We start from the raw sequence: 24,284 nt of genomic DNA on the forward strand, positions 1-24,284 counted from the left end.
GTCGCCGCCGGGCATTGTTCCGGACACGGCTTGTCACGACATGCTGCAAAGGTTGGGGAAGCTTGCCGGCGAGGCGGGGCCAGCGGCGCCGCGACCGGCTATGGTGGCCCGCTTCTCAGAGATTCGTCATGCACCCATGTCACGACCGGCTCCAACGCGGCCCGACCCGAGGCATCCGCAAGGAATGTCGCTCCGGCATGCGCGCCATTGCCGGGCATCGGCTGGGCCTCGACCTGTCGGAAGAGGCTCGGTCAGTCACGGCCGGGACGCTGCGTCCGGCGCGGCACGGCGCTCAGGAAGTATAGGATTGCCGCGCTCGGCGTCGCGCAATCTCAGGAGGCAGGAATGAGCCGCAGGCACCCGGAACACCAATATCTCGACCTTCTTTCCGATGTGCTGGAACGGGGTGACGAGCGGCTCGACCGGACCGGCGTCGGTACGCGGTCCATTTTCGGCGCCATGGCGCGCTTCGACCTCTCGGACGGGACGGTGCCTATCCTGACGACCAAGCGCGTCTACTGGAAGACGGCGGTCAAGGAGATGCTCTGGTTTCTGACCGGACAGACCAATATCCAGCCGTTGGTCCGCGAGAATGTGCGGATCTGGACCGACTGGCCGCTCGCGACCTACCGTCGCGAAACCGGCGAGGAGATCGGCCAGGCGGAGTTCGAGAAGCGCATTGCCGAAGACGATGATTTTGCCGCGCGGTGGGGCGAGCTTGGGCCCGTCTACGGCAAGCAATGGCGCCGATGGCTGGGGGCCGATGGTCGCGAGCACGATCAGATCAAGGATCTGATCGACACCCTGCGCAGCAATCCATCAAGCCGCCGCATGCTGTTCCATGGCTGGAATGTCGCTGAATTGGGCCAAATGGCTCTTCCGCCCTGCCATATGGTCTATCAGTACCACGTTACTTCGGATGGGCGGCTGAATTCCCTCTGTTTCCAGAGATCCGCGGATCTGCTCCTCGGCGTCGGGTTCAACTGGGTGAACTGCTGCGCGCTTCAATTGATGATCGCGCAGCAGGCGGGATTGAAGCTGGGCGATTTCGTCTGGTTCGGAGGCGATGTGCATCTCTACCTGAACCACCTTGATCAGGCTCGCGAGCAGTTGAGCCGCGATCCGCGTCCCTTCCCGAAGATGCGCCTGACGCGGCACGCCGCCAGCATCGACGATTACCGGATCGAGGATTTCGAGGTCGAGGGCTATTCGCCTCACGCGGCCATCAAGGCCGACGTCGCGGTCTGATCTCGGCCAGTCAAAACTTCGGCGGCGCGATCTCCAGCAGGTCGGCGGGAGGGGTGATGTCGTGCAGGCGGCGGGCGGCGTCGGCTTCGGATGGGGCCGCGACGGCCGCCGCGGGCGGCTGGCCCAGATGCGCCAGGCGCGGCCAGCAGACGACCGCCGCCGTCACGAAGAGCTGCACGAGGATGAAGGGGGCAAGCGACGCCATGGCGGCCCGCAACGGCGCGCGCCGGCTCGACGCCGCCCGCGTCATCGTCAGCGCATAGCCGAGCGGCGGGAGCAGGAAGCTCGTCTGCAGGACGAGCAGGGTCAGGACCGCGACCCATTGCGCATCCTCGACCCGCATCAGGATCGGCGGCAGCAGGATCGGCACCAGCACGAAGATGATCTCGAAGGCGTCGAGAACGAAGGCCGCGATGAAAATCAGGATGAGGCCGGCGCACAGAATTCCCAGAGGACCGCCGGGCACCGCCTCCATCCAGCTGGCGACCAGCCGGTCGCTCCCGAGCACGCGGAAGACGAGCGTGAAGGTCGTCGCCGCGACCAGCAGGGCCATCAGCGCGCCGGTCATCGCCAGCGTATCGTCCAGAACCGCCTTCAGCGTCGCGCCGTCCAGTCGACGGCTGAGCAAGCCCGCGCCGAGCAGGCCGACGGCCCCCATCGCCGCCGCCTCGACCGCGTAGAAATAGCCGAGCGCGACGCCCAGCAGGAGCCCGCCGATGAATCCGACCGTCACGAGCGCCAGCAGCGCTTCCTTCAGCGTTGGGGCGGGAAGGCGCTTGCCGGGTTCCCGGCGCAGGAACGCCAGGGCGAGGCAGGCCGCGAGAAACAGCCCCGCCGGCAGCATCGCGCCGCGGAAAACATCCTGCGTGTTGACGATGCGATCGACCCGGCCGGTGGCATTCAGGGCGATGGTGTGAGCCGTCATCATCGCATCGCCGAGCAGGATCAGGACGAGGGAAGGCGGCACGAGCACGCCGAGCGTGCTCGCCACCGTCAGCAACGCGACACTCTCGGCGGGCGTCACCTCATGCTCGGCCAATGCCGGCTCGATCGCGCGCGTCAGGGCGATCGCATTGGCGCTGACGGAACCGTTCATCGGCCCCAGGATGGCGCCGAGCGCCAGCGTCGCTCCGCGTGCGCCGCCGAAGGGGCGCAAGCCCGCGCGAAACAGGATGCGGGCGAGCGGCAGCCGGTTCAGCAGCGCGCCCATGAAGACGAAAAGCGGCAGGGCCTGCAGCAGATCCGATTCCAGCAGGCCGACGAGGCGGCTCGGCAGCGCCGCGAAGAGCGCCGCGCTGGACGGGTCGAGCACGGTCGATGCGGCAGCGCCTATCGTCGCAAGGCCGATCAGGACGCCCCAGACGGGCAACCCCGTCGCGATCGCGCCCAGCGCGACCCCGGCGAGCATGGCCAGGCCGATCCACTGGTTCACGCGCGCCTCCGCAGCAAACCGAGCAGGCCAGAGATGAAGACAAGGGCCGCCAGGAGGAAGCCCGAGGCGCGGATGAGGAAATAGCCGGGATTGCCGGTATCCGGGAAGGCCTCGAGGCCGCGAAGGCTGGTCAGCAGGGCAGGCCAGCCGACGATCAGCAGAAACAGCGACCAGGGCACAAGCCCCAGCGCGATGAGGCCGGCCTCCAGTGCCCGACGCAGCCTCTCCCCGTGCCGATGCGCCAGGGCATCGCTGGCCAGATGGGCGCCGGAACGGGTGGCCGCCGTCAGCGATACCGCGACGTAAAGGGCGAATACGCATTGCCCGAGATCGTTCGCCTCACGCGACCAGCCCTTGTAGAGATCGCGCAGCGGCCATTGCAGGAACAGCAGAAGCACGAGAGGCAAGGCGAGCCATCGGGCCGTCAGGCAGATCGCGCCCAGGCCCCGATCGAGCGCGTCAACGAGAGCCTGCATGGAATCGCTCCGGAACGGGCATCCATCAAACATCATTCCGCGACGCGAGTAAGCCTGCGCCGGGGCGATATCGACACCTGTCGAACCGCCCGGGCTGTCGAGGCGCTTCAAGCTGCGATGCGGCCTCTATACCCAGGTATAGTTGGCGATGCCTTCGTCCGATTGATCCCGCCCCCGACAGCGCGCAAACAGCGTGACGTCGCCGCAACGAGGCGGCGCCCTTTCACATCGCACGGCCCTTCTTCGAGGAGGGAGAGATCGCGTCGGGCCGCTGCGGCGGCGCTTTGCGATCTCGCACGCCTGCGATGCAGGAGCGCGCCGGACGTCGCCCGGCGCCAAGGACGACTTCGAGCGGGTCGAAGGAGATACGTCATGAACGATATCCTCGCCTTTCCCCGGTCGGTGGCTCCCGCCGGACCCGGCCCGGCGCGGCCTGTCTCTTCCCAGGTTCTGCGCTTCGCGCCGCGCATGAGGGCCGGGCGTTCGCGCCTCGTGGCCGCATGGCGGGTCAGCGAGGTGGACGGGCGTCTGGAATGCTGCTGGCTGCCGGAAGGTGGGGAGGAGGGTGCCCGACGATCTCGCGCCAGCAGGCGCTGCAGGGTCTTCCTGCCCCATGCCGGGCTGCTGGCGCGCGGCGGCACGGCGCTCTCCATCGGCCATGCCGGTCGTTATTCAGCCGAGGTTCCGTGATGCCGTTCCTGTCCAACAATCCCGAGCGGGGCAGCGCCCTTGCCGCTCTCGCCCGCGAGCGGGTGCTGCCCAATCTCTACGACCTCGCCGCCTTCGCGCTGCTCGCCACACTCGCGGTGCTGACGTTCCATGGCGCGGCGGCGATGCATGCGCCGCTCGCCGGCCTTTCCAGCGCGCCCATCGCGCTCGATCCGGCGTTGCTGCCGGAATACGCGCTGCGCACGACGATGCGGATGTTCGCGGCGATCATCGCCTCGTTGATCTTCACCTTCGTCGTCGCGACCCTGGCGGCCAAGAGCCGCCGCGCCGAAATGCTGATCATTCCGGCGCTCGATATCCTTCAATCGGTGCCGGTGCTCGGCTTTCTGACCTTCACCGTCACCTTCTTCATGGGGCTGTTCCCCGGCAGCCAGCTCGGCGCCGAATGCGCCTCGATCTTCGCGATCTTCACCAGCCAGGCCTGGAACATGGCCTTCTCCTTCTATCAGTCGCTGCGGACCGTGCCGCGCGATCTGGACGAGGTCAGCCGTGGCTTCGGCCTGTCCTCCTGGCAGCGCTTCTGCCGGCTGGAGGCCCCGTTCGCGATGCCCGGCCTGGTGTGGAACACCATGATGTCGATGTCGGGCGGCTGGTTCTTCGTCGTCGCCTCGGAGGCGATCACGGTCGGCGACACGACGGTCCAGCTTCCGGGGCTCGGCTCCTGGCTCGCGCTCGCCATCAAGGAGCAGGACTTCCTGGCCGTGGGCTGGGCCGTGCTCGCCATGGCCGTGGTGATCGGCCTCTACGACCAGCTCCTGTTCCGCCCGATCGTCGCCTGGGCCGACAAGTTCCGCTTCGAGCAGACGGCGGGGCAGCGGAAGCCCCGCTCATGGGTCTATGGCCTGGCGCGCCGCACCCGCCTGCTGAAGCGCCTGATGGTTCCCTTCGCCTGGCTCGGCGGCCGGCTCATGCTGCTGCGGCTTCGGCCGGCGTCCTCGCGGCCCGTCAGGATCGCCCCCGCGGCGAGCCGCGTGCTGGACTATGCCTGGCTCGGCCTGATCGTGGCGCTGGGCGCGTGGTCGACCTGGATCGCGGTCTCCTATGTCGGGCAAACCCTGTCGTGGGGGGATGCCGGGGATGCTTTGGTGCGCGGCCTCGTCACCCTGCTGCGGGTGGTCGTGTTGATCGCCGTCGCGAGCGTGATCTGGGTGCCGATCGGCGTATGGGTCGGCCTGCGCCCCGAGATCGCAGAGCGGGTCCAGCCGGTCGCGCAGTTCCTCGCGGCCTTTCCGGCCAACGTGCTGTTTCCCTTCGCCGTCATCGCCATCGTCAGCACCGGCGCGAGCCCGGAAATCTGGCTCTCGCCGCTGATGGTGCTGGGGACGCAGTGGTACATCCTGTTCAACGTCATCGCCGGGGCGAGCGCCTTCCCGACCGATCTGCGCGAGGCCGCCCGCGTCTACCAGCTCCGCTCATGGACCTGGTGGCGGCGCGTCATCCTGCCGGGAATCTTTCCCTACTATGTAACCGGCGCGCTGACGGCCTGCGGCGGCTCCTGGAACGCCAGCATCGTCGCCGAGGTGGCGAGCTGGGGCGATACCAAGCTCGAGGCCTATGGGCTGGGCTCCTACATCGCCAATGCGACCGAGGTCGGCGACTTTGTGCGCGTCGTGTTGGGCATCGTCGTGATGTCGCTCTTCGTCACCCTGCTGAACCGCGTGCTCTGGCGCCCGCTCTACCTCCTCGCCGAGCGCCGCATGCGTCTCGACTGAAGTTCCCGAAAGGATCCGACCGATGGACAGCATCACCGAGACTTCCGCATTGAACGGCAACCGGTCCGACGCGCTGGTCCGGGCCAGACAGGTCTGCCAGAGCTACGACAAGGGAGGGGCCGGCTCCCTCGTCGTGCTCGACAAGGTCGACGTCACGCTCGATCCCGGCGAGATTGTGGGTCTGCTCGGGCGTTCCGGCTCGGGAAAATCGACCTTGCTGCGGGCCATCGCCGGGCTGATCCAGCCGAGCGGCGGCACCGTCGAATTCTGCGGCCGGCCGGTGGCGGGGCCGAGTGCCGGCGTTGCCGTCGTCTTCCAGAGCTTCGCCCTGTTTCCCTGGTTGACGGTTCTGGAAAATGTCGAGCTCGGCCTCGAAGCGCAGGGCGTGGCGCCGGCCGAGCGGCGCAAGCGGGCGCTTGCCGCCATCGACCTGATCGGCCTCGACGGTTTCGAGAGCGCTTATCCGAAGGAATTGTCCGGCGGCATGCGCCAGCGCGTCGGGCTCGCCCGCGCCTTGGTCGTGCATCCCAAGGTCCTGCTGATGGACGAGCCGTTCTCGGCGCTCGACGTCCTGACCGCCGAGACGCTGCGCACGGATCTGCTCGACCTGTGGTGCGAGGGGCGGATGCCGATCGAGGCCATCCTGATGGTGACCCACAATATCGAGGAGGCGGTGCTGATGTGCGATCGCATCCTGCTCTTCGGCTCCAATCCCGGCCGCGTCATTGCGGAGCTGCGCGTCGAATTACCCCAGCCGCGCAACCGTCTCGATCCCGCCTTTCGCGCACTGGTGGACGAGATCTATGCGCGCATGACGGCGCGTCCGGGTGCCCCGGCGCGCGAGGGCTTTTTTCCCGGCACCGGCATCGCGATGTCGCTGCCGCGCGTCTCGACCAATCTCATGGCCGGTCTCATCGAGGCGATCGCAGCCGAACCCTATAAGGGCGAGGCCGATCTGCCGCCGCTCGCTGCGCAGCTCCATCACGAGATCGACGATCTCTTTCCGGTGGCGGAGACGCTGCAACTGCTTCGCTTCGCCGATATCGAGGGCGGCGACATCCGGCTCACGGCGCCGGGCTTGCGCTTCGCCGACAGCGATGTCGACGAACGCAAGCGCCTCTTCGCCCAGCAGCTCGCCGCCTATGTGCCGCTCGCGGCGCATATCCGCCGGGTGCTGGACGAGCGCTCGAGCCATCGGGCGCCGGCGGGGCGCTTCCGCGACGAACTCGAGGATCACATGTCGGAGGATTATGCCGCCACGACCCTCAAGGCCGTCACCAACTGGGCCCGTTATGGCGAGTACTTCGCCTATGACGAGGCCGCCGACCTCTTCACCCTCGAAAATCCGAGCTGAGGCACTCCCGGGCCGAGCGCTCGCCGCGCTCAGGGCGCAATGGTCGAACGGAGCCGCTTGCGGTACTGGATCGATGATGCCGCCCGGAACGAGCCCGGTCCGGCAAGCGGTGCGGGATGTCCGTGGGGGAGGCGATGCGCGTGCTCGACCGTGAGCGTTTCCGCCTCGGGAAGGCCGGGCTTGGCCTGAGCCTCGCCTTGCTGGCGGCCGCGATCTTCCTCGCCGATACCTATACCGATCTGGAGATCGCGGTTGCGGTCCTCTATGTCGCGGTGATCCTGGTTTCGGTGTGGTTTGACCGGCCGGCGGTCGTGCTCTGGGTCGGCGCGGCCAGCGCCGGGTTGACGATCCTCAGCTATCTGCTCACCCCGCGCGGGGCGGAGCATGCCGGGCTGGTCAACTGCCTCCTCAGCCTGATTGCGATCGGGGCTACGACCTATCTGGCGATACGGATCGAGGCCGCCGAAGCCCGCGCCCGCCAGGCGCGCGCGGAGCTTGCCCATATCTCGCGCGTCACGATGATGGGCGAGCTGACGGCATCGATCGCGCATGAGGTCAGCCAGCCGCTCGCCGGCATCGTCGCCAACGGCCACGCCGCCCTGCGCTGGCTTGCCGCCACGCCCGCCGATCCGGCCGAGGCCAGGCGGGCGCTGGAGCGTGTCGTCGCGGATGCGGACCGCGCCGGCGACGTGATCGGCCGCGTGCGCAGGATGGTGGCGAAGGCGCCTCCCTCGCGCGAGACGGTCGATGTGGCCGCCCTGATCGAGGACGTGCTGTCATTGACGCGCAGCGAGATCCGCAAGGCGCAAGTGACGTTGCGGACCGACCTGGCCGATGACCTGCCGCGGGTGATCGCCGACCGGGTCCAGCTGCAGCAGGTCGTCCTCAATCTGCTGGTGAACGCAGCCGAGGCCATCGGTCAGCAGGAAACCGGGCCGCGAGACATGCTGGTCGGCGCGGCGAGCGATGGCGAGAGGATCACCGTCAGCATCCGCGACACCGGCGTGAGCCTCGCCTCCGCCGCTATCGAGCGGATCTTCGACGCCTTCCACTCGACCAAGCCCGGCGGGATGGGCATGGGGCTGGCGATCAGCCGCTCGATCGTCGAGGCGCATGGCGGGACGATCTATGCCGCGGCCAATCCTCCGCGCGGCATGGTCTTCGGTTTCACCCTTCCGGTGAGGGCAGCGACAGCGGAGCGCAACCATGGCTGACGAGCCGCCGATCGTCTTCGTCATCGACGACGATCCTTCCGTCCGCGACGGGCTGGACAGCCTGTTCCGCTCCGTCGGCTATGCGGTGGCGGCCTTCGGCTCGGTCCAGGAGTTTGCGCTGCACAGGCGCCCGGAAAGGCCGAGCTGCCTCGTCCTCGATGTCAGGATGCCCGGGCCGAGCGGCATGGATTTCCAGGCGGAGCTCGCAGCGATGGGCGATCCGCTTCCGATCGTTTTCCTGACCGGCCATGGCGATGTGCCCATGGCCGTGCGCGCCATGAAGACGGGCGCGGTGGAGTTCCTGCTGAAGCCGTTCCGCGAGCAGGACCTGCTGGATGCGGTGCGCGCGGCGATCGAGCGGGACCGGGCGCGCAGGGCGCAGGAAGCCAGCCTGGCGGAGCTTGGGGCGCGCTTCGCGACGCTGTCGATGCGCGAGAAGGAGATCATGGCCTTCGTCGTCGCAGGCCGCCTGAACAAGCAGATCGCGGCCGATCTCAAGCTGAGCGAAGTGACGGTGAAGGTGCATCGCGGCCAGGTGATGCGGAAGATGGGGGCGGCCACGCTGGCGGATCTGATCGGGCTCGCAGGCAGGCTCAGGAGATAGCCATCCTCACGCCGGGGCGCGTGCGGCCGCGCACGCCTTCGCCATCTTGCCTCACACTGCAGGATTTCAGGCCAGAAACCCGGTCGCGACGGCCCAGAGGAGGAAGATGCCCATCCCGGCCCGGTAGATCACGAAGACCCAGCTCGACATCCGCTCAAGATACCGCATCAAGCCCCAGATCGCGGCGAAGGACGCGAGCGAGCCGGCGATCAGCCCGACCACCAGCAGCGCCACGGCATGGGCGTCGATGCCGGCCCTGGCGATCTCCCAGGCTTCCTTCAGCCCGGCCAGCGCGATGGCCGGCAGGCCGAGCAGGAAGGACAGCCGCGCCGCCTCGGCGCGCTTGAAGCCGAGGCCCAGCGCCGCCGTCAGGGTCGAGCCCGACCGCGAGACGCCGGGGATCAGGGCCCCGACCTGAGCCAGGCCGACCAGCAGGAAATCCCGGAAGCTGGCCTGCTCCACCGTCCGGCGATGGCTTGCGAACCATTCCGTCGCCGCGAGTAGCAGCGCCATCACCAGCGATGTCGCGCCGATCACCCCCAGCGCGCGCAGAGGCGAACCGCACCGGTTGAGCAGGGGCGCAAGCGCGACACCGGCAATGACGATCGGGATCGTCGCCAGGACGATGCCGAGCGCCAGCCGGCCCGGCCCTTCCGCGAAGCGGCGGGTTCTCACCGCAGCCAGCGCGCCGCTGGTGATGTTGCCGACATCGCGCCTGAAATAGCTGACCACGGCCGCCAGCGCCGCCAGTTGCATCAGCGCCGAGAAGGCGGAGCCGGGATCAGGCCAGCCGAGCAGGGCCGGCACGACCCGCATATGGGCCGTCGAGGAGATCGGCAGCAATTCGCTGACGCCCTGGACGAGCCCGAGCACGATGACCTGACCGAAGTCGAGAGCGGCGAACCCGGTGTCGAGTCCGGCGGAACAAGCGGCTGCTGCCATGATGATGGGTCTCGTGACAAAGGAGGCGCGCCAAGCACAAAGCATTCCAGCGCGGATGACCGGGTCGAGGCTCCGGCCGCCGCGCCCGATTGGCCGTTCCCAGCGCCTTCGAGAGGCTCCGGTCTCGTCCGAAGCTTTCTGGAACCTGCGTTCTCGGTCTCCGAGCCTCACTCCAAATTTTGCAGTGCCGTTCAAACCTTGAGGCTCGCACGGCGTGTCGGGCCGGCCACGCGAACAAGCAGAACGTGCGATCCCGCCGGGTGTGCCGGCAACCCATGTGCACAAGCCCCGAGCGGGGTGGCCCGGTCCGTCGCGGGTCGCTACACATCGTTTCGACCACACTTACGGCAACGCTCATTCGACCATCGAGGCTCCGATCGCCGCATGACTCTTTCCATCCGTCCCGCGCGCTCCGGCGAAGCCGGACTCGTGCTGAGCTTCGTCAAGGAACTCGCCGAATACGAGAAGTTGCTGCACGAGGTCATCGCGACCGAGGACGAAATCGCGGCCTCGCTCTTCGGCGACAATCCGCGTGTCTTCTGCGACATCGCCGAATGGGATGGCGAGCCGGTCGGCTTCGCGCTCTGGTTCTATACCTATTCGACCTTCAGGGGTCGGCACGGCATCTGGCTCGAAGATCTCTTCGTGCGGCCGGGGCAGCGCGGGCGTGGCATCGGCAAGGCTCTGATGGCGCGGCTGGCGCAGCGTTGCGTCGCGGAGGACCTGCCGCGCCTCGCCTGGTGGGTGCTGAACTGGAACGAGCCGTCGCGCGTGTTCTACCGCTCCATCGGCGCCAAAGCGCAGGACGAGTGGACGGTGAAGCGGCTCGAGGGCGAGGCGCTGGCGAAGCTCGGCGCCGTGGGCTGATGGCGATGGCGGCGCTTCCTCTCGTCCTCGTCGCGGCGGTTGCCGATAATGGCGTGATCGGCAGCGACAACCAGTTGATCTGGCGGTTGAGGACCGATCTGCGGCGCTTTCGCCAACTCACCACGGGGTGCCCGATCATCATGGGGCGCAAGACCTATCTCTCCATCGGCAAGCCGCTGCCGGGGCGCCGGACCATCGTGCTGACACGCGATCCCGGCTTCAATGCCGATGGCGTCGATGTCGCACATACGGTCGAGGAGGCGGTGGCGCTGGGCCAGAGGCTGGGGCGGGAGATGAACGCCCATGCCGTCATCATCGGCGGCGGCACCGAAATCTACGCCCAGATGCTGCCCCTGGCCGACAGGCTCGAACTGACGCTCGTCCACGCCGCTCCTAGGGGCGACGCGGTCTTTCCGCCCTGGGAGAAGGGCGCCTTCGTCGAAACCGCGCGGGAGAGCCATCCGGCCGATTCCGACAACGAACACCCCTTCACTTTCGCAAGCTATCGGCGGCGCGCCGGGGCGGGGCGCGGCTGATCGTCGCTTTTCCGAGCATGACGAGCGACTTGCGCCGTTGACGAATTCATGGCCCATGACCAAGTCAGGCGAGCGTCTCTCCCCGAGGCGCTGACAAATGGCCGCCATTCACCTATGGCTCGGCCTCAAGCACAATGAACGGAAGGGAACGGGCCCGGAATGCCTTGGAGTAACCAGAGCGGCGGCGGCAGCGGCGGGGGCGGACCCTGGGGCCAGCGCGGAGGCAGTGGCGGTGGCGGCCCATGGGGCGGCGGCTCCGGCGGGGGCAATGGCAATCCGCCCGACCTCGAGGAAATTCTGCGGCGCAGCCAGGACCGGCTGAAGAATCTCGTTCCCGGCGGCAATCTCGGCGGCCGCGGCCTTGCGCTCGGCGCGCTGGTGCTGATCGCGATCTGGCTTCTGTCCGGATTCTATTTCGTGCGGCCCAACGAGGTCGGCCTCAACGTCGTGTTCGGCAAGTTCGTCGGCAAGACGGGCGAGGGCGCCAACTGGAACTGGCCCTATCCGATCGGCAATGTGGTCAAGCCGCAGGTCACGAACGTCATCACCACCGAGGTCGGCTTCCGGACCGTCGAGGCGGTGCGCCAGTCGCGCCAGACCGACGTGATCGAGGAAAGCCTGATGCTCACCGGCGACGAGAACATCGTCGACATCGATTTCATCGTGCAGTGGCAGATCGACCCGGCCGCGCCCGAGAACTACGTCTTCAACATCCAGGACCCGCCCGGCACCGTCAAAGCCGTGGCCGAGGGCGCGATGCGCGAGATCATCGGCCGGCGCAACATCCAGCCGGTGCTGACCACCGACCGTGGCGCGATCGAGACGGAAGTGCGCCAGCTCATGCAGGATACGCTCAACGGCTACAATGCCGGCGTGCAGATCCGGCTCGTGCAGCTCCAGAAGGTCGATCCGCCGCAGCAGGTCATCGACGCCTTCCGCGACGTCCAGGCGGCGCGTGCCGACCAGGAGCGCCTGCGCAACGAGGCGCAGACCTATGCCAACCGCGTCGTGCCCGAGTCGCGCGGTCGCGCCGCCCAGCTCGTGCAGTCGGCTGAAGCCTACAAGGAGCAGACCGTGGCGGAAGCGCGCGGTCAGGCCAGCCGCTTCAACGCGGTCTACGAGCAGTACAAGAATGCTCCGGGCGTGACGCGCGAGCGCCTCTTCCTGGAGACGATGGAACGCGTGATGGGCGGAACCGACAAGATCATCCTCGACTCGACGGGCAACGGCCAGGGCGTGGTGCCCTATCTGCCGCTCGACCAATTGCAGAGGCTACCCGCCCGGGGCGGCCAGCAGCAGGGAGCGACCCGATGAACGGTTCCTTCCTTCGGGCGGCTCTTGTCGTCGTCCTCGTCGCCGTCGCGGCCGTGTTCTACGCCTGCACCTTCATCGTCTCGCAGACGCAGTCGGCGCTCGTGCTCAGGCTGGGCGCGGTGCGCGCGGTCAAGACCGAGCCCGGCCTCTATTTCAAATGGTTCGCGCCGATCGAGACGGTGACGCTGCTCGACAACCGCATCCTCGACCTCGATCTGCCGGCGCAGGAGATCATCGCCTCCGACCAGAAGCGTCTGGTGGTCGATGCCTTCACGCGCTACCGGATCTCCGATCCGCTGCGCTTCTACCAGGCGGTCAACAACATCCCGCGGGCGAATTCGCAGCTCACCTCGATCGTCAACGGCAATGTCCGTTCGGTCCTGGCGGATGCGACCTTCGTCGATGTGGTGCGCACCGAGCGGTCGCGGCTGATGGCCCGCATCCGCGACGTGGTGAACCGCGAGGCGGCGCGCTTCGGCATGACGGTCGTCGACGTCAAGCTGCGCCGCGTCGACCTGCCGGCGGCGAACTCGGCGGCGGTGTTCCAGCGCATGCAGACCGAACGTCAGCGCGAGGCGGCGGAAGCGCGCGCGCTCGGCGGTCAGCAGGCGCAGGAGATCCGCGCAAGGGCCGACAGGGACGCGACCGTGATCGTCGCGGAAGCGCAGCAGAAGTCCGACGAGATCCGCGGCCAGGGCGAAGGCGAGCGCAACAGGGTGTTCGCCGAGGCCTTCGGCAAGGATCCGGAGTTCTTCGCCTTCTACCGCTCGATGCAGGCCTATGAGGCGAGCATCAAGCCGGGCGATACGCGCATGGTGCTGACCCCCGATTCGCCGTTCTTCCAGTTCTTCAACGGGCCGAACACGCAGCGCGGGGGCGGACAGGCGCAATCTCAGGCCGCGCCGGCAAACCCGGCTCCCGTGCCGGCACGGCCCTGATCACAGCGAGCGACGCGGATGTTCGACTTCATCGCGGCGCTCGGCCTGGTCTTCGCCATCGAGGGCATTCTCTTCGCTTCGATTCCGCATCTGGCGAAGGATGCCCTGCGCAGCGCGGCGGAGACGCCGCCCGATCGGATGCGTCTGATCGGGCTCGGCTCGGCGGTGCTCGGCGTGATCCTGGTCTGGATCGCGCGCGGAAGCTGGTAGACTATCCCGCGATCGTGTTCGATGACACGATTGTGCGTCGCCCTTCCGCCGCATTTCGGAGTTCAATTCGGCGCGAGAGTTGTGCCGCATCGATCGGCCTGCCTTTTTCCGTCATGAGGATTCAAATGGCATTGAAAACCGTTCCCGTGGCTGCCCGGTCCGTCCGCATCGCGCTCGCGGCCGGCGTGGCCGGCCTGGCGCTGCTGACGCCGGTGCTGGCGCCGGCGCAGGCCAGAGCCAATACCCCCTTGCTGCAAGGTCAGACCTCGCTCGCCGACCTCGTCGACAAGGTGATGCCGGCGGTGGTCAACATCTCCGCCGTCACGACCAGCGACACCAAGGGCCGCAACCTGCCGCAATTGCCGCAGCTCGGCCCCGACACGCCCTTCGGCGACCTGTTCGAGGAGTTCTTCAACCGCCGCAACCAGCAGGGCGAGCGCCAGGCGCCGCAGCAGCGCCGGTCGCAATCGGCGGGCTCGGGCTTCGTCATCGACCCGTCGGGCATCGTCGTCACCAACAACCACGTCATCGGCGACGCCAACGAGATCACGGTGATCTTCGGCGACGGCCTGCGGCTCAAGGCCGAGGTCATCGGCAAGGACACCAAGGTCGATCTCGCCGTGCTGCGGGTGAAGCACGACAAGCCGCTGCCTTCCGTGAAGTTCGGCGATTCCGACAAGATGCGGATCGGCGATCCGGTGATGGCGATCGGCAACCCGTTCGGCCTCGGCGGCTCGGTCTCGTCGGGCATCATCTCGGCCCGCAACCGCGACATCAGCCAGGGGCCGTACGACACCTATATCCAGACCGACGCGGCCATCAACAAGGGCAATTCCGGCGGCCCGCTGTTCAACATGGCCGGCGAGGTCATCGGCATCAACACGGCGATCCTATCGCCGACCGGCGGCTCGGTCGGCATCGGCTTCGCCGTGCCGGCCGCGCTGGCGGCGAACGTGGTCGAGCAGTTGCGCGAATTCGGCGAGACGCGCCGCGGCTGGCTCGGCGTGCGCATCCAGAGCATCGACGACGCCACCGCGGATGCGCTGGGGCTGGGCACGGCGCGCGGCGCGCTGATCGCCGGCGTCGACGAGAAGGGCCCGGGCAAGCCGGCCGGCCTCGAGACCGGCGACGTGATCACCAAGTTCGACGGCAAGGACGTGAAGGATTCGCGCGATCTGCCGCGCATCGTCGCCGCGACGCCGGTCGGCAAGGACGTGCCGGTCACGATCGTCCGCAAGGGCAAGGAAGAGATCAAGACGGTCAAGCTCGGCCGCCTCGAAGATGGCGAGAAGGTCCAGACCGCCTCCGCCAGCAAACCCACTCCGGAAGCGGCGAAGCCGGCGGTGACCAGCGCGCTCGGCCTCGAACTCTCGGCCCAGAACGACGAGCTCAGGAAGCGCTATTCGATCAAGGACGGGCTGAAGGGCGTCGTCGTGACGAAGGTCGATCCGAACTCGAACGCCGCCGACAAGCGCATCATGGTCGGCGAGCTGATCGTCGAGGTCGGGCAGGAGCCGGTCAACACGCCGGACGAGCTGACGAAGCGCCTCGATGCGCTGAAGAAGGAGGGCAAGAAGTCCGCCCTTCTGCTGGTTTCCAACGGCCAGGGCGAGGTCCGCTTCGTCGCGGTGGCGATGAACTGACCGGTCCCTGACAGGGCGAGATCGAGGGCGGCCCGGCGGGCCGCCCTTTTTGTTTGGCGCCCGCGCTTTGCGGGCATGCAGCCGATCCCGTCTTTGCGATGGCGCATCCGGCTCGCGGCTGGCACCTTGCGTGCCTTCGGCCATGGCAAGACGGGCCCGGCTCCGGCCGGTGAGCAGCGACATGAAGATCAGCGATATTTCCTTCGTCACCACCGACTGGTCGGCCGTGCCGGCCGAGCGCCATGCCGGCGATGTCGGGGAGGCGATCTGGCGCGTCCAGTATTTCGGACCGGAGGAGAACCGCATCCGGGTGCGGATGGTCGAGTATTCGGCCGGCTACGTCGCCGATCACTGGTGCTCGAAGGGCCACATCATCCTGTGCCTGGAAGGCGAGATGGAGACGACGCTGGAAGATGGCCGCGTCATGCCGCTCAAGGCCGGCATGAGCTATCAAGTCGCCGATGGCGCCGAGGCGCACCGCTCGCAGACGAAGACGGGCGCGAAGCTCTTCATCGTCGATTGATCAGCGCCTGACGATCTCGCCGCCGGTATAGCCCTGGGCGTAGAGCAGGGCGGTGAGATCGGCGTGCTCCAGCCGGGCATCGGCCGCGGCCGCGACAGCGGGCTTGGCACGGAAGGCGACGCCGAGGCCGGCTTCGCCGAGCATGGCAAGGTCGTTGGCGCCGTCGCCGACCGCAAGCGTCTGCTCGGGGCGGAGGCCGAAGCGGCTGCGCAGTTCGACGAGCGAATCGAGCTTGGCCTGCTTGCCGAGGATCGGATCGGCGACCTCGCCGGTCAGGATGCCGTCCTGCGCCAGCAGCACATTCGAGCGGTGCTCGTCGAAGCCGATGGCGGCGCTGATCGGACCGGTGAAGACGGTGAAGCCGCCGGAGACCAGGGCGGTGTAGGCGCCGTTGGCGCGCATCGTATGGACGAGCTCGTAGCCGCCCGGCGTCAGGGTGATGCGGTCGCGGATGATCTCGTCGACCACCGACAGCGGCACGCCCTTCAGCAAGGCGACGCGTTCGCGCAGCGCCGGCTCGAAGGCGATCTCGCCGCGCATGGCGCGCTCGGTGATGGCTGAGACGAGATCCTTCAGCCCGACACAGGCGGCGAGCTCGTCGATGCATTCCTGGCCGATCATCGTCGAATCCATGTCGGCAAGGAACAGGGCCTTGCGGCGGCTCGCTTCGGGCTGGACGATGACGTCGATCGCCACATCTTCCAGCGCGGTCCGGATTTCGGCTTCGAGCTTGCGCGCGTCGGTTCCATCCGCGAAGAGATCGGCGGCGATGGCGCCGTCCAGCGTGGCTGTGCGATGGATGCCCGGCACTGCGCGGGCGAGGTGTGCGAGCAGGGCCTCGCCGACGAGCGCCTGGCCATGGGCGGAAACAAGTGTCGCGACGAGCATGTGAGGACCGGTGACGCAGGCGGAAGAGACGATCAGGGCGGTGCTCATCGCAGGTCCGACCGCCAGCGGCAAGTCCGCGCTCGCCATCGAGATCGCCCGGCGGCTGGACGGCGTCGTGGTCAACGCCGATTCCATGCAGGTCTATGCCGATCTGCGCATCCTCTCCGCCCGCCCGAGCGAGGCCGAGGAGGCGCTCGCGCCGCACCGGCTCTACGGCCATGTCGACGGTGCCGTGAATTACTCGGCGATGCGCTATGCGGCGGATGTCGCGGCCTTGCTGCCGCAGCTTTGGGAGCAGGGCAAGCTGCCGATCCTGGTGGGGGGAACGGGGCTCTACTTCAAAGCGGTGACCGAGGGCTTCTCGGCGATGCCGCCCGTGCCGGAGGCGGTGCGCTCCGCCTTCCGAGCGCGAGCGGAGGGCGCCGCGACCGAGGCGCTGCATGCCGAGCTTGCCGCTCTCGATCCCCTCATGGCCGACCGGCTGCGGCCGTCGGACCGGCTGCGGATCATGCGTGCCATCGAGGTGCATCTGGCGACCGGGCGTTCGCTGGCGAGCTTCCAGGGCGAGCGCGAGCCGGGACCTCTCGACGGCACGGCGCTGCTACGCCTGTTCGTCAGCCCGTCGCGTGAGGATGTGCGCGCCCGGATCGACCGGCGCTTCGAGGCGATGATGGCGACAGGCGCGCTGGAGGAGGTTGCGCGGCTGCGGGAGCGGGGACTCGATCCGCTCCTGCCGATCATGCGCGCCCATGGCGTGCCGGGTCTGATCGCGCATCTCGACGGGGAAATCTCGCTGGAGGAGGCGATCGCGCGCGGGCAGGCCGACACGCGCGCCTATTCCAAGCGGCAGGTGACATGGTTCCGGCACCAGATGGCGGGCTGGCAGGCGGTGGCGCCGGAGGCTGCGCTGGAGACGGCGCTCGCCGGCCTGAAACGCTGAACTCAGGCCGCGACGGCGGCGATCGTGCTCGCCTCGGCGATGCCGATCCGGTTCCGGCCCTCGTTCTTGGCACGGTAGAGCGCCTGGTCGGCGCGCTCCATCAGCATGGCGAGCTGCTCTTCCGACTGGCGTGTCGCGATGCCGTAGCTGGCAGTGACCTTGAGTTCGAGCGTCTCGGAAACGGGCAAGGCGCGGCTCGCCAGCGCGTCCTGGATCTGGCGCGTCTTGGCCACCGCCTCGGTCCCGCCGGCGCCGCGCAGCAGAATGGCGAATTCCTCGCCGCCGACGCGGGCGACGAGGTGACGCTCGCCGCGCAGCAGCCCGAGCAGCATATCGGCGAAGGCACGGATGACGGCGTCTCCCGCCGCGTGGCCGTGGGAGTCGTTGACCTGCTTGAAATGGTCGAGATCGACGATGATGAGCGAGATGTCGGCATCCTCGCTCGCACCCGTCGCCATTGCGGCATGGGCGCGCTCGGTGAAGGAGCGGCGGTTGAGGAGAGCGGTCAGCGGATCGGTCTCGGCGAGGCGCCGCAGTTCCTTTTCGCGTTCCTCGCGATAGCCGATCTCTTCGGAGAGGGCCCGGCGCGTCGCCCGCTCCCGGCCGATCTCGAGCGCGAGCGTCGCGGCGCGCAGTTGCAGGGTCTGGTTGGCGACGGTGAGGTCGGTGATGTCGGTCAGCGTCATGAGGAGCCCGTCGCCGAGGGGGGCGACCGCGAGCCTCAGCCAGGTCGTGCGCTCGCCAAGAGCGAAGGCGGTTTCGAAGGTGTCGGCGCGCTGATGCTGCATCGCGTGGAGGCAGCGGCGCCAGAGCGTCGGGTCGCTGAGGAAGGGCAGGCCCTCCCGGCCTTCGCAATCCAGCAGGCAGGCACCGGGCCGTCCGGCCAGTTCGGCCGCCCGTGCATTTGCCGTGACGATGACCGTGCGGTCGATGCCGCCATCATCGTCGCGGATGGCGCGCAGCGCGACGATGCCGCTCGGCGAGTTGTCCAGCACCGCATTGAGCAGGTCCTCGCGGAACTGCAACGGGCGGCTGAAGGCGACCACCACGTCCCGTCCGTCCTGCGCGATGGTGGGGAGCAGGAGGCGCTCCCACAGCGCGACGCGGGTGATCGGCTTGGAACGGTGGATGGTGTAGAGCGGCTTGCGCTCCGAGCGCGCGCGTTCGGCGCAGTCGCGCGTGAATGTCGCGACCTGCGGCCGCATCGCGGCCAATGTCTCGCCCAGCCGCGAGCCGCCGACATAGCGCACGATCTCGCGGCCGTAATGGATCCAGCGATAATCACCGTCATCGGTCGGCTCGAGGATGACCAGGTCCTCGCCGAAGGCCGGCATGATTTCGGCGATGAAGTCTTCGTAGGCGACGGGCCGGCCGTTGCGACCATGGAACGCGAACCGGTCGAGCAGCTTCGCGATCTCGGGCGCATGGGCGCGGGCTGCGATGTTTTCGGTATGGACTTCGTGGTACATAGCCGTCCCGGTTCGAGCGGGCGCAACGCTAAGACAGGCAGGTTGAGAAACCGTTCCGCGATGGACGCGATTTTTGCGTAATCGTGTCAATCATTCGGTTGCCAACCATTCAAGGGGTGTCTTCAACCTTCGGAGGGGGCTCTGTGACCCCGAAGGGCGCAGGCTGCAGGGAGCGCGCAGTCGATGTTCCTTTTGTCGATATCCCTTGCCGATGCCGGCGGTTGCTCCGAGGCCGCAGGCCGTCATCCATGAGCGTCGCGTTTTTTTCCGGGGGCTGTCGCCTACGCTTAGCGCTTGACCGGCCTCGCGGCCTCCGTTAGCGTCCGGCAACTTACGACAAGGATCATGAGCGCAATGCGCAAGCTTATTCTCGTAGAGGTGCGCTGGTAGGGGCCGGTTTAACAACCGGGCGTCCCCGACGCCAGCGCACGCCCAGGCCCCTCCGAGGGCCTTTTTTATTGCCCGTTTTCCACCATCACCGAAGACAAGCCGCAGGAGAGCGTTATGAGCGAGATGATGACCGGAGCCGAGATGGTCGTCCGCGCGCTTCAGGACCAGGGCGTCGAGCATCTGTTCGGATATCCCGGCGGCGCCGTACTCCCGATCTATGACGCGATCTTCCAGCAGGACAAGGTCAAGCACGTGCTCGTCCGCCACGAGCAGGGCGCGGTCCATGCCGCCGAGGGCTATGCCCGCTCCGGCCCGGGCAAGGTCGGCTGCGTGTTGGTCACTTCGGGGCCCGGCGCGACCAATGCCGTCACCGGCCTGACCGACGCGCTGCTCGACTCGATCCCGGTTGTCGTCATCACCGGCCAGGTTCCGACCCATCTGATCGGCTCCGACGCCTTCCAGGAATGCGACACGGTCGGCATCACCCGCTCCTGCACCAAGCACAACTATCTGGTGAAGAGCATCCACGACCTGCCGCGCATCCTCCACGAGGCCTTCTATGTCGCCTCGAACGGCCGCCCGGGCCCGGTCGTCATCGACATTCCGAAGGACATCCAGTTTGCGACCGGCGCCTATAGCCGCCCGCGCGACAACCAGCACAAGACCTACCGCCCGGTGGTCAAGGGCGACCTCGCCAAGATCAAGGCGGCGATCGAGCTGATCGCCAGCGCGAAGAAGCCGGTGTTCTACACGGGCGGCGGCGTCATCAATTCCGGCCCGCACGCCTCGGCGCTGCTGCGCGAGCTGGCGCGGCTGACCGGCTTCCCGGTCACCTCGACGCTGATGGGGCTCGGCGCCTTCCCGGCCGCCGACAAGCAGTGGCTCGGCATGCTCGGCATGCACGGCACCTACGAGGCCAATCTCGCGATGCATGACTGCGACGTCATGATCAATATCGGCGCGCGCTTCGACGACCGCATCACCGGGCGGATCGACGGCTTCTCGCCGCGCTCGAAGAAGATCCATATCGACATCGACCCGTCCTCGATCAACAAGACGGTCAAGGCCGATATCGGCATCGTCGGCGATTGCGCCCATGTGCTGGAGGATATGGTCCGGATCTGGCGCGAGAGCAGCCCGCAGATCGACAAGACCGCGCTTGCCGCCTGGTGGACGCAGATCGAGGGCTGGCGCGGGCGCAAGAGCCTCGCCTACAAGCAGTCCGACACGATCATCAAGCCGCAATATGCGCTGGAGCGCCTCCATGCGCTGACGAAGGATCGCGATACCTACATCACGACCGAGGTCGGCCAGCACCAGATGTGGGCGGCGCAGTACCTGCATTTCCAGGAGCCGAACCGCTGGATGACCTCGGGCGGCCTCGGCACCATGGGCTACGGCCTGCCGGCAGCGATCGGCGTGCAGATGAAGCACCCCAAGGCGCTCGTCATCGACGTCGCCGGCGAGGCCTCGATCCTGATGAACATGCAGGAGATGTCGACGGCGGTGCAGTACCGGCTGCCGGTCAAGATCTTCATCCTCAACAACGAGTACATGGGCATGGTGCGCCAGTGGCAGGAATTGCTGCATGGCGGGCGCTATTCGGAGAGCTATTCGCAGTCGCTGCCGGACTTCGTGAAGCTCGCGGAAGCCTACGGCGGCCACGGTATCCGCTGCGACGACCCGGCCAAACTCGACGCCGCGATCATGGAGATGATCGAGACGCCCGGCCCGGTGATCTTCGACTGTCATGTCGCCAAGGAGGAGAACTGCTTCCCGATGATCCCGTCGGGCAAGGCGCATAACGAGATGATCCTGCCCGATTTCGAAGGCGATACCGGCCAGATCATCGACGCCAAGGGCAAGCAGCTCGTCTGATTGGGAACACCTCCGTCATTGCGAGCGCAGCGAAGCAATCCAGGAGCGGCCGCGCTTCACGTCCCCTGGATTGCTTCGTCGCTGACGCTCATCGCAATGACGGCAGGGGGAAGGGAAGAACACCATGGCGACGATCGGCCTGATCGGCGGAATGAGTTGGGAATCGACGGCGGTCTACTACCGGCTGCTCAATGAAGGCGTGCGCACTCGCTTGGGCGGGCTGCATTCGGCCGATGTGCTGCTGCATTCGCTCGACTTCGCGGGTATCGCGGAGATGCAGGCGCAGGGCGACTGGGCGGCGGCCGGCGCGGCTCTGGCCCAGAGCGCGCGGCGGCTGGAACATGCCGGTGCCTCCTGCCTCGTGCTGTGCACCAACACCATGCACAAGGTCGCCGACCAGATCACGGGGGCGACCAAGCTGCCCTTCCTGCATCTGGCGGATGTGACGGCGCAGGCGATCCGCGCGACCTCCGCGCGGCGCCCGCTGCTGCTGGCGACGCGCTTCACCATGGAGCAGGCATTCTATCGCGACCGGCTCAAGGCCTTCGGCGTCGAGGCGCTGGTGCCGCAGGCGCAGGAGCGGGACGAGGTCCATCGCATCATCTACGAGGAGCTGTGCCGCGGCCGCATCGAGGCGGCCTCCAAGGCGCTCTATCTCGCGGTCATCGAGCGGGCGATCCGGGAGGAGGGCGCGGACGGCGTCATCCTCGGCTGTACCGAGATCGGGCTGCTGCTGTCGCAGGCCGATTGCGCCGTGCCGGTCTTCGACACCACGGCGCTGCATGTCGCGGCGGCGCTCGACTATGTCGGTGAAGTGGAGAGCGTCGCCGCATGAAACTGCTGATCGGCAACAAATGCTATTCCTCCTGGTCGCTCAGGGCCTGGCTGCTGCTGCGCGCCAAGGGCATCGCCTTCGAGGAGCAACTCGTTCCGCTCGACGAGCCCGGCTTCAAGGAGGCGGTCTTCGCAGCGGTGCCCGGCAGCGGGGGCACCTTGCCGGCGCTGGTCGATGGCGATGTCGCGGTCTGGGAGAGCACGGCGATCGCCGACTATCTGCACGAGACCTATCCCGAAGCCGGGATCTGGCCGCGTGACAAGGCGGCGCGCGCGCATGCCCGCTCCGTCTCGGCCGAAATGCATGCCGGCTTCCAGGGATTGCGCGGCAGCTGCCCGATGAATCTCGGCAAGCGCTTCGCGGCGCGCGACCGGGGGGCTCATGTCGCCCGCGACGTGGCCCGCATCACGGCGATCTGGCGCGAGGCGCGCGAGCGCTTCGGCGCCCGCGGGGAGGGGACGTTCCTCTATGGCGCCTTCTCGGCGGCCGATGCGATGTTCGCGCCCGTGGTGACGCGGCTCGACACCTACGCGATCGCCGTCGACCCGGTATCATCCGCCTATATGCAGGCCGTGCTGGCGCTGCCGGCCTATCGGGAATGGCTGGCCGGCGCATTGGCCGAGCCCTGGGTCGTGGCGCAGGACGAGGTCGACGAGCCCGCCACCGCCAATCTTCGCGAAATCTGAACTCAATCTCCTTTCAACCCGCCTTGCAGGTCTACCCATGTCGAAACCGGCCACGCATTATCCGAACGCTCCCAAGTCGCAGCCGACCGCGCGCCACACGCTGGCGGTGATCGTCGACAACGAACCGGGCGTTCTTGCCCGCATTGCCGGGCTTTTCTCGGGCCGTGGCTACAATATCGAGAGCCTCACCGTCTCCGAGACCGAGCATGAAAAGCATATCTCGCGCATCACGGTGGTGACCTCCGGCACCGCCAACGTCATCGACCAGATCAAGGCGCATCTCGACCGGCTGGTGCCGGTGCATCGCGTCGTTGACCTGACCGCGCAGGGCGAGGCGATCGAGCGCGAGCTCGCGCTGGTCAAGGTCGTCGGCAAGGGTGAGGCCCGCGTCGAGGCGATGCGGCTGGCCTCCGCCTTCGGGGCGCGCACGCTCGATGCCTCGCTGACCTCCTTCGTCTTCGAGCTGACCGGCTCGACCGAGGAGATCGAGCGCTTCATCAAGATGATGACGGTGGTCGGATTGACCGAGGTGTCGCGCACCGGCATCGCCGCGATGAGCCGCGGCCCCGAGGCGATGTGAGCATGGCGCTGACGCCCCAAACGCTCAGCCTGATCGCGCTCGGCCTCGGCATCGTCGGCTTCGGCTGCCTCGCCGGGCCGGTGATCCTGCGCCTGACCGGCCGGGGGCAGGCCGAGCCGCTGGGCAGCGGCAAGAGCCTGCGCTCGCCGCTCTGGTGGGTCGGCTTCGTCCTGACGGTCGCGGCGATCTTCCTGCAGCGGATGGCGAGCCAGTCGGGCGGCTGAAGTCAGCCGGCGAAGCCGCCCTTGTCGAGGAAAGCCCGTTCGTCTGCTGTCGTCTGGCGTCCCAGCAGCGGGTTGCGATGGGGAAAGCGGCCGAAGTCGCGGATGATGTCGCGATGGAGCTCGGCGAATTTCACGCCTTCGGGGTCGCTGGCCGCCTCGCAGAGATGAACGCAGCGGTCCTGATGGGCCAGCTCCTCCGAATGCATGAACGGCATGTAGAAGAAGCGCTGCTCAGGCGGCTGGTAACCTCGGTCGAAGCCGTGTTCGATTGCGCGTTCCGCGATGGCCAGCGCCTGCGCATCGGTGGCGAAGGCGCGGGCGCTGCCGCGGAACAGGTTGCGCGGGAACTGGTCGAGCAGGATGAGAAGCGCATAGGCGCCCTCCGGCGTTCCTTCCCAGTCGACGAGCGTGCCGGCGGCAGCCGCCTCATGGGCCGGCAGGAACCGCTCCCTGATCGCCGCGTCGAAGGCCTCGTCCTTGGCGAACCATTTCTCCGGGCCGGCTGCACGCCAGAAGGCAACGATGTCGGCGGCGCTGGGCAAGGTCATCGGGGCAAGCTCTCCTGTCTTTCGGCGATCCGGAGATAATTCTTTCCCGGCGCTCTGCCAGCCCCGAATAGGACTTGCCCACCATCCATGGCTGCGCTAGATGA

At 67.6% G+C, this 24,284-nt stretch carries 25 protein-coding genes; 19 read left to right on the forward strand and 6 right to left on the reverse strand.

Features of this window, described 5'->3' with window-relative positions; all coding sequences use genetic code 11:
• Positions 1 to 345: 345 nt before the first annotated feature.
• A complete protein-coding gene (locus IED13_RS09085; protein ID WP_113252455.1) occupies positions 346 to 1,248 on the forward strand; it encodes a thymidylate synthase in 903 nt (300 codons plus the stop codon).
• A 10-nt stretch (positions 1,249 to 1,258) separates the two neighbouring features.
• Here IED13_RS09085 and IED13_RS09090 read toward each other — a convergent pair whose 3' ends face one another.
• Together IED13_RS09090 and IED13_RS09095 are read right to left on the reverse strand one after the other, a co-directional pair.
• A complete protein-coding gene (locus IED13_RS09090; RefSeq protein ID WP_191123972.1) occupies positions 1,259 to 2,680 on the reverse strand; it encodes a TRAP transporter large permease subunit in 1,422 nt (473 codons plus the stop codon).
• Positions 2,677 to 3,267 carry a TRAP transporter small permease subunit gene (locus IED13_RS09095; protein WP_191123973.1) on the reverse strand — a complete coding sequence of 197 codons (591 nt, stop codon included), beginning with the start codon at positions 3,265 to 3,267 and terminating at the stop codon, positions 2,677 to 2,679. Before IED13_RS09095 ends, IED13_RS09090 begins: the two co-directional genes overlap by 4 nt.
• Before the next feature lie 261 nt (positions 3,268 to 3,528).
• Between IED13_RS09095 and IED13_RS09100 the strand changes: the two genes are divergently transcribed.
• The 5 genes from IED13_RS09100 (at position 3,529) to IED13_RS09120 (ending at position 8,769) form a co-directional block, all read left to right on the forward strand.
• Positions 3,529 to 3,846 carry a hypothetical protein gene (locus IED13_RS09100; protein ID WP_133563151.1) on the forward strand — a complete coding sequence of 106 codons (318 nt, stop codon included), beginning with the start codon at positions 3,529 to 3,531 and terminating at the stop codon, positions 3,844 to 3,846.
• On the forward strand, positions 3,846 to 5,597 hold the full coding sequence (locus IED13_RS09105; RefSeq protein ID WP_191123974.1) for an ABC transporter permease: 1,752 nt from the start codon (positions 3,846 to 3,848) through the stop codon (positions 5,595 to 5,597). The genes IED13_RS09100 and IED13_RS09105 overlap by 1 nt, the downstream gene beginning before the upstream one ends.
• 22 nt (positions 5,598 to 5,619) lie before the next feature.
• Positions 5,620 to 6,951: an ABC transporter ATP-binding protein gene (locus IED13_RS09110; RefSeq protein ID WP_191123975.1), complete on the forward strand. Its 1,332-nt coding sequence runs from the start codon at positions 5,620 to 5,622 to the stop codon at positions 6,949 to 6,951.
• A gap of 116 nt (positions 6,952 to 7,067) precedes the next feature.
• A complete protein-coding gene (locus IED13_RS09115) occupies positions 7,068 to 8,165 on the forward strand; it encodes a sensor histidine kinase (RefSeq protein WP_248312497.1) in 1,098 nt (365 codons plus the stop codon).
• Positions 8,158 to 8,769, forward strand: coding sequence for a response regulator transcription factor (locus IED13_RS09120; protein ID WP_191123976.1), 612 nt, complete (start codon positions 8,158 to 8,160; stop codon positions 8,767 to 8,769). The genes IED13_RS09115 and IED13_RS09120 overlap by 8 nt, the downstream gene beginning before the upstream one ends.
• 66 nt (positions 8,770 to 8,835) lie before the next feature.
• On the opposite strand, the gene IED13_RS09125 is transcribed toward IED13_RS09120, so the two are convergent.
• A complete protein-coding gene (locus IED13_RS09125) occupies positions 8,836 to 9,711 on the reverse strand; it encodes an undecaprenyl-diphosphate phosphatase (protein ID WP_191123977.1) in 876 nt (291 codons plus the stop codon).
• Between the two features lie 384 nt (positions 9,712 to 10,095).
• Between IED13_RS09125 and IED13_RS09130 the strand changes: the two genes are divergently transcribed.
• The 7 genes from IED13_RS09130 (at position 10,096) to IED13_RS09160 (ending at position 15,742) form a co-directional block, all read left to right on the forward strand.
• Positions 10,096 to 10,578 (forward strand): GNAT family N-acetyltransferase, encoded by a 483-nt coding sequence (locus IED13_RS09130; protein ID WP_191123978.1) that lies wholly within the window; start codon positions 10,096 to 10,098, stop codon positions 10,576 to 10,578.
• Positions 10,578 to 11,114: a dihydrofolate reductase gene (locus IED13_RS09135; RefSeq protein WP_038358788.1), complete on the forward strand. Its 537-nt coding sequence runs from the start codon at positions 10,578 to 10,580 to the stop codon at positions 11,112 to 11,114. Before IED13_RS09130 ends, IED13_RS09135 begins: the two co-directional genes overlap by 1 nt.
• A 159-nt stretch (positions 11,115 to 11,273) precedes the next feature.
• Positions 11,274 to 12,428, forward strand: coding sequence for an FtsH protease activity modulator HflK (gene hflK, locus IED13_RS09140; protein ID WP_113252446.1), 1,155 nt, complete (start codon positions 11,274 to 11,276; stop codon positions 12,426 to 12,428).
• Positions 12,425 to 13,366, forward strand: coding sequence for a protease modulator HflC (hflC, locus tag IED13_RS09145; protein ID WP_038358783.1), 942 nt, complete (start codon positions 12,425 to 12,427; stop codon positions 13,364 to 13,366). Before hflK ends, hflC begins: the two co-directional genes overlap by 4 nt.
• A gap of 18 nt (positions 13,367 to 13,384) precedes the next feature.
• Positions 13,385 to 13,576: a DUF2065 domain-containing protein gene (locus IED13_RS09150; RefSeq protein WP_038358780.1), complete on the forward strand. Its 192-nt coding sequence runs from the start codon at positions 13,385 to 13,387 to the stop codon at positions 13,574 to 13,576.
• Positions 13,577 to 13,701: 125 nt separating this feature from the next.
• Positions 13,702 to 15,219, forward strand: a complete 1,518-nt coding sequence (locus IED13_RS09155) for a DegQ family serine endoprotease (protein WP_038358778.1) — start codon at positions 13,702 to 13,704, stop codon at positions 15,217 to 15,219.
• 181 nt (positions 15,220 to 15,400) lie between these two features.
• Complete coding sequence (locus IED13_RS09160) at positions 15,401 to 15,742, forward strand: DHCW motif cupin fold protein (RefSeq protein ID WP_112764006.1); 342 nt, start codon at positions 15,401 to 15,403, stop codon at positions 15,740 to 15,742.
• Here IED13_RS09160 and serB read toward each other — a convergent pair whose 3' ends face one another.
• A complete protein-coding gene (gene serB / locus IED13_RS09165) occupies positions 15,743 to 16,630 on the reverse strand; it encodes a phosphoserine phosphatase SerB (RefSeq protein ID WP_191124039.1) in 888 nt (295 codons plus the stop codon). It lies immediately after the preceding gene.
• A gap of 10 nt (positions 16,631 to 16,640) precedes the next feature.
• Here serB and miaA point away from each other — a divergent pair, with 10 nt between their 5' ends.
• On the forward strand, positions 16,641 to 17,570 hold the full coding sequence (miaA, locus tag IED13_RS09170) for a tRNA (adenosine(37)-N6)-dimethylallyltransferase MiaA (protein ID WP_191123979.1): 930 nt from the start codon (positions 16,641 to 16,643) through the stop codon (positions 17,568 to 17,570).
• Between the two features lie 2 nt (positions 17,571 to 17,572).
• On the opposite strand, the gene IED13_RS09175 is transcribed toward miaA, so the two are convergent.
• Positions 17,573 to 19,039, reverse strand: coding sequence for a GGDEF domain-containing protein (locus IED13_RS09175; RefSeq protein ID WP_112764009.1), 1,467 nt, complete (start codon positions 19,037 to 19,039; stop codon positions 17,573 to 17,575).
• Between the two features lie 504 nt (positions 19,040 to 19,543).
• On the opposite strand from IED13_RS09175, the gene IED13_RS09180 reads away from it, so the two are divergent.
• From IED13_RS09180 to IED13_RS09200, 5 genes are all read left to right on the forward strand, one after another.
• Positions 19,544 to 21,307 carry an acetolactate synthase 3 large subunit gene (locus IED13_RS09180; RefSeq protein ID WP_038358770.1) on the forward strand — a complete coding sequence of 588 codons (1,764 nt, stop codon included), beginning with the start codon at positions 19,544 to 19,546 and terminating at the stop codon, positions 21,305 to 21,307.
• Positions 21,308 to 21,431: 124 nt separating this feature from the next.
• Positions 21,432 to 22,142 (forward strand): aspartate/glutamate racemase family protein, encoded by a 711-nt coding sequence (locus IED13_RS09185; RefSeq protein WP_191123980.1) that lies wholly within the window; start codon positions 21,432 to 21,434, stop codon positions 22,140 to 22,142.
• On the forward strand, positions 22,139 to 22,828 hold the full coding sequence (locus tag IED13_RS09190; RefSeq protein ID WP_191123981.1) for a glutathione S-transferase family protein: 690 nt from the start codon (positions 22,139 to 22,141) through the stop codon (positions 22,826 to 22,828). The genes IED13_RS09185 and IED13_RS09190 overlap by 4 nt, the downstream gene beginning before the upstream one ends.
• Positions 22,829 to 22,865: 37 nt before the next feature.
• Entirely contained in the window at positions 22,866 to 23,408 is a 543-nt protein-coding gene (ilvN, locus tag IED13_RS09195) for an acetolactate synthase small subunit (RefSeq protein WP_038358762.1), read from the forward strand.
• 2 nt (positions 23,409 to 23,410) lie between these two features.
• Positions 23,411 to 23,632, forward strand: coding sequence for a hypothetical protein (locus IED13_RS09200; RefSeq protein WP_113252439.1), 222 nt, complete (start codon positions 23,411 to 23,413; stop codon positions 23,630 to 23,632).
• Positions 23,633 to 23,634: 2 nt separating this feature from the next.
• On the opposite strand, the gene IED13_RS09205 is transcribed toward IED13_RS09200, so the two are convergent.
• Positions 23,635 to 24,180: a DUF924 family protein gene (locus tag IED13_RS09205; RefSeq protein ID WP_191123982.1), complete on the reverse strand. Its 546-nt coding sequence runs from the start codon at positions 24,178 to 24,180 to the stop codon at positions 23,635 to 23,637.
• Positions 24,181 to 24,284 lie beyond the last annotated feature (104 nt).

The organism is Allobosea spartocytisi (genome assembly GCF_014764685.1).
In the GTDB taxonomy this organism is placed as follows: Bacteria; Pseudomonadota; Alphaproteobacteria; order Rhizobiales; family Beijerinckiaceae; genus Allobosea; species Allobosea spartocytisi.

What these genes read in the sequence shown, in the direction of transcription:
- IED13_RS09085 (WP_113252455.1), top strand. Translation starts at nt 346, where the DNA reads ATGAGCCGCAGGCACCCGGAACACCAATATCTCGACCTTCTTTCCGAT.
- IED13_RS09100 (WP_133563151.1), top strand. Translation starts at nt 3,529, where the DNA reads ATGAACGATATCCTCGCCTTTCCCCGGTCGGTGGCTCCCGCCGGACCC.
- IED13_RS09105 (WP_191123974.1), top strand. Translation starts at nt 3,846, where the DNA reads ATGCCGTTCCTGTCCAACAATCCCGAGCGGGGCAGCGCCCTTGCCGCT.
- IED13_RS09110 (WP_191123975.1), top strand. Translation starts at nt 5,620, where the DNA reads ATGGACAGCATCACCGAGACTTCCGCATTGAACGGCAACCGGTCCGAC.
- IED13_RS09115 (WP_248312497.1), top strand. Translation starts at nt 7,068, where the DNA reads ATGTCCGTGGGGGAGGCGATGCGCGTGCTCGACCGTGAGCGTTTCCGC.
- IED13_RS09120 (WP_191123976.1), top strand. Translation starts at nt 8,158, where the DNA reads ATGGCTGACGAGCCGCCGATCGTCTTCGTCATCGACGACGATCCTTCC.
- IED13_RS09125 (WP_191123977.1), bottom strand. Translation starts at nt 9,711, where the DNA reads ATGGCAGCAGCCGCTTGTTCCGCCGGACTCGACACCGGGTTCGCCGCT.
- IED13_RS09130 (WP_191123978.1), top strand. Translation starts at nt 10,096, where the DNA reads ATGACTCTTTCCATCCGTCCCGCGCGCTCCGGCGAAGCCGGACTCGTG.
- IED13_RS09135 (WP_038358788.1), top strand. Translation starts at nt 10,578, where the DNA reads ATGGCGATGGCGGCGCTTCCTCTCGTCCTCGTCGCGGCGGTTGCCGAT.
- hflK (WP_113252446.1), top strand. Translation starts at nt 11,274, where the DNA reads ATGCCTTGGAGTAACCAGAGCGGCGGCGGCAGCGGCGGGGGCGGACCC.
- hflC (WP_038358783.1), top strand. Translation starts at nt 12,425, where the DNA reads ATGAACGGTTCCTTCCTTCGGGCGGCTCTTGTCGTCGTCCTCGTCGCC.
- IED13_RS09150 (WP_038358780.1), top strand. Translation starts at nt 13,385, where the DNA reads ATGTTCGACTTCATCGCGGCGCTCGGCCTGGTCTTCGCCATCGAGGGC.
- IED13_RS09155 (WP_038358778.1), top strand. Translation starts at nt 13,702, where the DNA reads ATGGCATTGAAAACCGTTCCCGTGGCTGCCCGGTCCGTCCGCATCGCG.
- IED13_RS09160 (WP_112764006.1), top strand. Translation starts at nt 15,401, where the DNA reads ATGAAGATCAGCGATATTTCCTTCGTCACCACCGACTGGTCGGCCGTG.
- serB (WP_191124039.1), bottom strand. Translation starts at nt 16,630, where the DNA reads ATGCTCGTCGCGACACTTGTTTCCGCCCATGGCCAGGCGCTCGTCGGC.
- IED13_RS09175 (WP_112764009.1), bottom strand. Translation starts at nt 19,039, where the DNA reads ATGTACCACGAAGTCCATACCGAAAACATCGCAGCCCGCGCCCATGCG.
- IED13_RS09180 (WP_038358770.1), top strand. Translation starts at nt 19,544, where the DNA reads ATGAGCGAGATGATGACCGGAGCCGAGATGGTCGTCCGCGCGCTTCAG.
- IED13_RS09185 (WP_191123980.1), top strand. Translation starts at nt 21,432, where the DNA reads ATGGCGACGATCGGCCTGATCGGCGGAATGAGTTGGGAATCGACGGCG.
- IED13_RS09190 (WP_191123981.1), top strand. Translation starts at nt 22,139, where the DNA reads ATGAAACTGCTGATCGGCAACAAATGCTATTCCTCCTGGTCGCTCAGG.
- ilvN (WP_038358762.1), top strand. Translation starts at nt 22,866, where the DNA reads ATGTCGAAACCGGCCACGCATTATCCGAACGCTCCCAAGTCGCAGCCG.
- IED13_RS09200 (WP_113252439.1), top strand. Translation starts at nt 23,411, where the DNA reads ATGGCGCTGACGCCCCAAACGCTCAGCCTGATCGCGCTCGGCCTCGGC.
- IED13_RS09205 (WP_191123982.1), bottom strand. Translation starts at nt 24,180, where the DNA reads ATGACCTTGCCCAGCGCCGCCGACATCGTTGCCTTCTGGCGTGCAGCC.